This window comes from Pseudomonas sp. Sample_9 (assembly GCF_004307535.1).
Lineage (GTDB): Bacteria > Pseudomonadota > Gammaproteobacteria > Pseudomonadales > Pseudomonadaceae > Aquipseudomonas > Aquipseudomonas mercuritolerans.
Genome location: NZ_RAZO01000336.1, coordinates 61,438 through 68,175, shown reverse-complemented (window position 1 = coordinate 68,175; position 6,738 = coordinate 61,438). Strand labels below are relative to the sequence as shown.

At 60.0% G+C, this 6,738-nt stretch carries 10 protein-coding genes; 3 read left to right on the top strand and 7 right to left on the bottom strand.

The window, feature by feature from the left end:
• From tatB to ubiE, 7 genes are all read right to left on the bottom strand, one after another.
• The coding region (tatB, locus tag D6877_RS19250) for a Sec-independent protein translocase protein TatB (RefSeq protein WP_130911792.1) at window positions 1–430 on the bottom strand (430 nt) is incomplete at its 3' end.
• A 10-nt stretch (window positions 431–440) separates the two neighbouring features.
• A complete protein-coding gene (locus D6877_RS19245) occupies window positions 441–722 on the bottom strand; it encodes a twin-arginine translocase TatA/TatE family subunit (protein ID WP_073471591.1) in 282 nt (93 codons plus the stop codon).
• A gap of 25 nt (window positions 723–747) precedes the next feature.
• Window positions 748–1,080, bottom strand: coding sequence for a phosphoribosyl-ATP diphosphatase (locus D6877_RS19240; protein WP_008047820.1), 333 nt, complete (start codon window positions 1,078–1,080; stop codon window positions 748–750).
• On the bottom strand, window positions 1,073–1,474 hold the full coding sequence (gene hisI / locus D6877_RS19235; protein ID WP_130911788.1) for a phosphoribosyl-AMP cyclohydrolase: 402 nt from the start codon (window positions 1,472–1,474) through the stop codon (window positions 1,073–1,075). The genes D6877_RS19240 and hisI overlap by 8 nt, the downstream gene beginning before the upstream one ends.
• A 120-nt stretch (window positions 1,475–1,594) precedes the next feature.
• On the bottom strand, window positions 1,595–3,199 hold the full coding sequence (gene ubiB, locus D6877_RS19230; RefSeq protein ID WP_130911787.1) for a ubiquinone biosynthesis regulatory protein kinase UbiB: 1,605 nt from the start codon (window positions 3,197–3,199) through the stop codon (window positions 1,595–1,597).
• Window positions 3,196–3,819 carry an SCP2 domain-containing protein gene (locus D6877_RS19225; RefSeq protein WP_130911786.1) on the bottom strand — a complete coding sequence of 208 codons (624 nt, stop codon included), beginning with the start codon at window positions 3,817–3,819 and terminating at the stop codon, window positions 3,196–3,198. The genes ubiB and D6877_RS19225 overlap by 4 nt, the downstream gene beginning before the upstream one ends.
• Window positions 3,819–4,589 (bottom strand): bifunctional demethylmenaquinone methyltransferase/2-methoxy-6-polyprenyl-1,4-benzoquinol methylase UbiE, encoded by a 771-nt coding sequence (gene ubiE, locus D6877_RS19220; protein WP_016772069.1) that lies wholly within the window; start codon window positions 4,587–4,589, stop codon window positions 3,819–3,821. Before ubiE ends, D6877_RS19225 begins: the two co-directional genes overlap by 1 nt.
• Window positions 4,590–4,743: 154 nt before the next feature.
• Between ubiE and D6877_RS19215 the strand changes: the two genes are divergently transcribed.
• From D6877_RS19215 to D6877_RS19205, 3 genes are all read left to right on the top strand, one after another.
• A complete protein-coding gene (locus tag D6877_RS19215) occupies window positions 4,744–5,019 on the top strand; it encodes a polyhydroxyalkanoic acid system family protein (protein ID WP_016772068.1) in 276 nt (91 codons plus the stop codon).
• 230 nt (window positions 5,020–5,249) lie between these two features.
• Window positions 5,250–5,672, top strand: a complete 423-nt coding sequence (locus D6877_RS19210) for a phasin family protein (protein WP_016772067.1) — start codon at window positions 5,250–5,252, stop codon at window positions 5,670–5,672.
• 10 nt (window positions 5,673–5,682) lie between these two features.
• Entirely contained in the window at window positions 5,683–6,597 is a 915-nt protein-coding gene (locus D6877_RS19205; RefSeq protein ID WP_130911785.1) for a phasin family protein, read from the top strand.
• Window positions 6,598–6,738 lie beyond the last annotated feature (141 nt).

The following is a 6,738-nucleotide window of genomic DNA, read 5'->3' as shown; positions in this document are numbered from 1 at the left end:
CTTGAGGCGCTGGTGTAGTCGGCGCGGCGGAGGGCGCTACGTGTTCAACCGATGTGTCTGTGGTAACCGGCGCCGGTCCTGGCGGTGTTACAACAGGTGCAGGTGCAGGTGCAGGTGCAGTGGGAGCGGCAGCGCTGTGAATCGTCTGCTCGCCCACAGGCTCGACCGGCGTCGGCTCCTGCTGGTTCGGATTGAAAATCTTCCGCGCCTCTTGCTCCAGCGACAGAATATGTTCGTTGTGCAGTTGCCGACGGATCTCGTCGGCACCGATTTCACGTTCAACTTCCTGTTTGATCGCGTTGAAGCTGCGCTTCAGGCGGCCGACCCACAGACCGGCGGTGCGCGCAGCGCCCGGCAGACGCTCGGGGCCGAGCACCAGCAGGGCGACGAGGCCGACGAGCAGCAGTTCAGAGAAGCTGATACCAAACATTAGTCAGTGCTCACACGTCTTTACGGATCGGCTCTTCGACTTTCTGCGCCTGCACGTCGATGGTGTGCGGCGGGTTGGCCTGAGCAGTGGTTTGCGGCTGCACCGGTGGCACAGGCTGGGCCGGCGGGGTCACGTTTGGTTCGGCCGGTTTTTCATCGTCGTTCATGGCTTTGCGAAAGCCCTTGATCGACTCGCCAACGTCGGTGCCGAGGTTTTTCAGTTTCTTGGTACCGAATACCAGCACCACGACAATCAGAATGACGACCCAGTGTTTCCAGTCAAAAATGCCCATGTGGCGATTCCTCTCTAAAAGTTGTTCAGGCGGACGGACGCGAGGCTTTCTCGGCGTGTCCGGACAGGCCGAAGCGACGGTCCAGTTCATCCAGCACGGCCTGCGGATGCTGCCCCAGTTGGGCGAGCATGACCATGCTGTGGAACCACAGGTCGGCGGTCTCGTAGATCACATCACTGCAATCGCCGCTGATGGCGGCATCCTTGGCGGCAATAATGGTTTCGACCGACTCTTCGCCGACTTTCTCCAGAATCTTGTTCAGCCCCTTGTGATACAGGCTGGCGACGTACGAACTGTCGGCGGCTGCGCCTTTGCGCTCTTCGAGCACTTCGGCCAGACGGGTGAGTGTGTCACTCATGTGTGTGTCCTGCGGTATAGATAGCGTGCGGGTCTTTCAGAACCGGGTCGACCGTTTTCCAGTCGCCGTTTTCGAAGACCCGGTAAAAGCAGCTTTGACGGCCGGTGTGGCAGGCGATGTCGCCGATCTGTTCAACCATCAGGATGATCACGTCGGCGTCACAGTCCAGGCGCATCTCATGCAGGGTCTGCACATGGCCGGACTCTTCGCCCTTGCGCCACAGCTTGCCACGGGAACGTGACCAGTAGATTGCACGATTTTCCGCAGCGGTCAGTTCGAGCGCTTCGCGGTTCATCCAAGCCATCATCAATACGCGCCCGGTCTTGTGATCCTGGGCAATCGCCGGCACCAGGCCGTCAGCGTCCCACTTGATCTCGTCCAGCCAGTTTTTCATCTTCAATTCCTGAAAAGCAGCTTCGAGTTTCAAGCTTCAAGCTGCAAGTAAAAGCAGGTTGCGGTGTTCCGGTGTCGTCAAGCTTGCAGCTGGCAGCTTATAACTTGCAGCTGATTCGTGCTATCGGCGAACGACCAGATACAAACCGACCGCGATCATGATTCCGGCGGGCCAGTGCGACCACTCGGTCAACGGACCACCCGCTGCGAGGATCGCGCCGCCGGCCAGATGCGCGCAGCCGAGCAGGCGCAGGAACCAGTCGTCCTTGCGTTTGCGCCACGGCGGCGGTGGGTCTTTGGCGTGAGGTTGCGACATGCGTTCGAGCAGATCGCGAGCCATGTTCGACAGGTGCGGAATCTGCTCCAGCTGGCTCTGCACGTTGCCCAGCAAGGCTTTCGGGCTGACGCGTTCGCGCATCCAGCGCTCGAGAAACGGCTGCGCGGTGTTCCACAGATCCAGATCCGGATACAGCTGACGACCGAGGCCTTCGATGTTCAGCAGGGTCTTCTGCAACAGCACCAGTTGCGGCTGCACTTCCATGTTGAAACGGCGAGCGGTCTGGAACAGGCGCATCAGCACCTGGCCAAATGAAATATCTTTTAACGGTTTTTCGAAGATCGGTTCGCACACCGTACGGATCGCCGCTTCGAATTCGTTGAGTTTGGTTTCCGCCGGCACCCAGCCCGAATCGATGTGCAACTGCGCCACACGGCGGTAGTCACGCTTGAAGAAGGCGAACAGGTTGCGCGCCAGATAATCCTGGTCTTCCGGGGTCAGGCTGCCGACGATGCCGCAGTCGATCGCGATGTATTGCGGGCTCCACGGATTGACCGTGCTGACGAAGATGTTGCCCGGGTGCATGTCGGCGTGGAAGAAACTGTCGCGGAACACCTGAGTGAAGAAAATCTCCACGCCGCGCTCGGCGAGCATTTTCATGTCGGTGCGCTGGTCGGCGAGGGTCGCCAGGTCGGTGACCTGAATCCCGTAGATGCGCTCCATCACCAGCACTTTCGGCCGGCACCAGTCCCAATAGACTTGCGGTACATAAAGCAGCTGCGAGCCTTCGAAGTTGCGGCGCAACTGGCTGGCGTTGGCCGCCTCGCGCAACAGATCGAGTTCGTCGTAAATGGTCTTTTCGTAATCCTGCACCACGTCGACCGGGTGCAGCAGGCGCGCATCAGCGGAGAATTTTTCCGCCGCGCGGGCGAGGATGAACAGCCATGCCAGATCCTGCGCGATGATCGGCTTCAGACCCGGGCGAATGACCTTCACCACCACTTCTTCGCCGCTTTTGAGCTGCGCCGCATGCACCTGCGCTACCGAGGCCGAGGCCAGCGGTGCGACGTCGAAACGGCTGAACACTTCGCTGATTTTCTTGCCCAGCTGTTCTTCGATCAGCTTGATCGACACCTGCGAATCGAACGGCGGCACGCGGTCCTGCAGCAGCATCAGCTCATCGGCGATGTCTTCCGGCAACAGGTCGCGGCGGGTCGAAAGGATCTGCCCGAACTTGATGAAGATCGGCCCCAGATCCTGCAACGCCAGACGCAAGCGCGCGCCACGGTTGAGCTCCAGCGGCTTGCGCGGCAGCCAGCGCCACGGCAGCAAAAAGCGCACGGCCAGAAGGAACCAGGGCAGTGGCAGATCGAACAGCAGGTCATCGAGGCGGTAGCGGATCACGACGCGCTGGATGCGCAACAGACGGCGGACGGCAAGCAGCTTCATGCGTTATCGCTTGGGTCGAGGGATCGGGAAAGGCGCTCGAAACGCGCCTCGAGTCGTTCCAGATCAAGTTTGATCCGGTCCAGTTCGCTGAATCGCGCTTCGGCTTCGCGCTGCCCGACAAGGGTGCGCGATTCTTCGGCGAGGTATTCGGCAAGATTCTGGTTGAGGCTGGCAAATCCTTGTTGATACCAGTGCGCGCGGCTGCGCAGATGGCCGCCGAGCAATTGCGTGGCGACCGGCCCGAGCCAGCGCGAGAGTTCGTACTCCCAGTCCAGCTCAAGATCCTGCAGCACGCCGGCCAGTTCCAGCAACACACCGCTGTCGCCATCGAGCTCGACTTCCGGTGCGTGCAGCACGGCGGTCTTGTCTTTGCTCAGGGCCAGTTTCACCAGGCTCGAGGCCGGTGCACGCAACGTGCAATCGACGTCCGCTGCCCACTGCGCAGCCAGCATCAGGCCTTCGTCGCTGGGCAGGATGAACAGTTGCAGCCCCGGGCTGCGGCAGTCGACGGCAATCACCTTGCCGGTCAAATGCGCCAGGCGCGGCAGCGCCGTGCTGTCGAGACGCAGCACCCGGTTGAGGCCGAGTTCGACGCTGGCGAGCAGCCCGGTGAGCAACATCAGGGTTTGATGCCGCGGTGCAGGGCGACGATGCCTGCGGTCATGTTGTGATAGGTCACGCGGTCGAAACCGGCCTCGACCATCATCGACTTCAGGGTTTCCTGATTCGGGTGCATGCGGATCGATTCGGCCAGGTAGCGATAGCTTTCCGAATCGTTGGTGATCAGCTTGCCCATCAGCGGCATGAAGGCGAACGAGTAGGCGTCGTAGGCTTTCGACATCAGCGCGTTGGTCGGCTTGGAGAATTCCAGTACCAGCAGGCGTCCGCCGGGCTTGAGCACGCGCAGCATCGAACGCAGCGCGTCCTCTTTGTGCGTCACGTTGCGCAGGCCGAAGGCGATGGTCACGCAGTCGAAATGGTTGTCCGGGAACGGCAGTTTTTCCGCGTCGGCCTGGACGAATTCGACGTTGCCGGCAACGCCCAGATCGAGCAGACGATCACGGCCGACCTTGAGCATCGACTCGTTGATGTCGGCCAGCACGACCTGGCCGGTCGGGCCGACGAGGTTCGAGAACTTGCGGGTCAGGTCGCCGGTGCCACCGGCGATGTCGAGCACGCGGTTGCCGCTGCGCACGCCGGAAAGCTCGATCGCGAAACGCTTCCACAGACGGTGCATGCCGCCCGACAGAAGGTCGTTCATCAGGTCGTATTTCGCGGCTACGGAATGGAAAACCTCAGCGACTTTTTCCGCTTTCTGGCTTTCCGGAACGTTTTTGAAGCCGAAGTGAGTGGTGGGTTCGGCATCGCTGCCTTTGCGCTGATCAGTCATATCGCTGTCACCAAAAGAGAATGCGCGACATTCTAATCCCCAAGCCATGCTTTGTCTTGGAATGGCTAAAGGTAAGATGGGCAACCTTCGGGACGATTTGCCGCAGATGCGGTCAAGATTCAACGTCAGCCATTCAATCATCAGGAGTCATTCCATGGCCAAAATCAGTGTTGAGCGCGCCCACACCCTGGGCAAGGACGCCGCCCGCGAAAAGGCCGACAAACTGGCCAAAAAGCTCAATGAACAATACGGCCTGGAGCCGCAATGGTCGGGCGACACCCTGAACCTCAAGCGCTCGGGCGTGAAAGGCGAAGTGCATGTGGCGGACGACTCGATCAGGGTCGACGTCGAACTGGGCCTGATGATGTCGGCCATGAGCGGCATGATCAAAGCCGAGATAGAGAAGGCCCTCGACAAAGCCCTGGCCTGATTTCCAGATTGAAATCCAGTCCCCTGTGGGAGCGAGCCTGCTCGCGAAAGCGGTCTTTCAGTCAAATTATCCGTGACTGACAAACCGCATTCGCGAGCAGGCTCGCTCCCACATTTGTTTTGTGTTGCTCCCGCTGGTTAGGGTGCCCTTTCTAATTTTTCTGCCTACTTTGTGCTTGAGCCCGACACTCGTCCGGCAGTTCCTCAAACCTTCTGCGCGTGAGGTGCACCATGGCCAAAGTCATTTTGAAGAAAAAAATCGACGCTCCGACTTCCACTCTGAGCGACGTCAAATCCTATGCCCGCAAGATCTGGCTGGCAGGCCTGGGCGCCTACACCAAGGTCGGCCAGGAGGGCAGCGAGTACTTTCAGGAGCTCGTGGCCGCCGGTCAAACCGTTGAAAAGAAAGGCAAAAAGGCCGTCAGCGAAAAACTCCTCGCGGCCAACGCCGAGATCGACGACGCGGCCACGCAGGTCAGCTCGTTCAAGGGTCGCGTTGAAGTTCAGCTCGACAAGGTCGAGAAGGCCTTCGACAACCGTGTGGCCAGCGCCTTGAATCGGATCGGCATTCCGTCTAAACATGACGTTGAGGCACTCTCTGCTAAGCTCGATGAGCTGACGGCATTGCTCGAACGCGTCGCGCGAAAATCTTAAGGAGAACGGGATGGCTGGCAAAAAGAACACCGATAAAGAAAGCAGCTCGTGGGTCGGGAAGGTCGAGTCCTACTCCCGCAAAATCTGGCTGGCTGGTTTAGGCGTGTACTCGAAGATCGACACTGACGGCAGCAAACTCTTCGATGCATTGGTCAAAGACGGCGAGAAAGCCGAGAAGCTCACCAAGACTGCCGTCGGCAAGAAAGTCGAGGACTCGACCTCCTCGGCCAAGTCGCGCATCAGCGGCGTGAAAGACCGCGCCATGGGCAAGTGGGACGAGCTGGAAGGCGCGTTCGACAAGCGCCTGAACAGCGCGATTTCGCGCCTGGGTGTGCCGAGCCGCAATGAGGTCAAGGCGCTCAACGCCAAGGTCGACACGCTGACCAAGCAGATCGAAAAACTCACCGGTCTGAAAGCTCAGCCTGTGGCGGCGAAACCTGCCACTAAAACTGCAGCGGCCAAACCTGCGGCGAAAACCGCAGCCAAGCCACTGGCCAAAGCGGCGGCAAAACCTGTGGCGAAAGCTGCGGCCAAAACGGCAGCCGCCAAGCCTGCGGCCAAAGCGGCAGCCAAACCGGTTGCCGCCAAGGCCGCTGCGAAACCGGCAACCAAAGCGGCAGCAAAACCTGCGGCTAAAGCTGCAGCGAAACCAGCGGCTAAAGCTGCAGCGAAACCAGCGGCCAAGCCAGCAGCGAAAACTGCTGCTGCCAAACCCGCTGCGAAGCCTGCGGCCAAACCGGCTGCGGCGAAAAAGCCTGCAGTGAAAAAACCGGCCGCGCCGAAAGCCGCTGCGCCGAAACCGGCCGCCGCACCATCGACTGCTCCAACAGCTCCGGCCAACGCGGCAAACTCCGCTGCGGCGCCTACGGCAGCCGCTACTCCGACTGCAGCATCGACACCGTCGACGCCATCCAGTCAGTCCTGATTGCAGGGCAAATCAAAAACGCCCGGCCTGTGAAGGTCGGGCGTTTTTTTGAAGATCAAAAGATCGCAGCCTTCGGCAGCTCCTACAAGGGAACGCATTTCAAATGTAGGAGCTGCCGAAGGCTGCGATCTTTTGATTTTG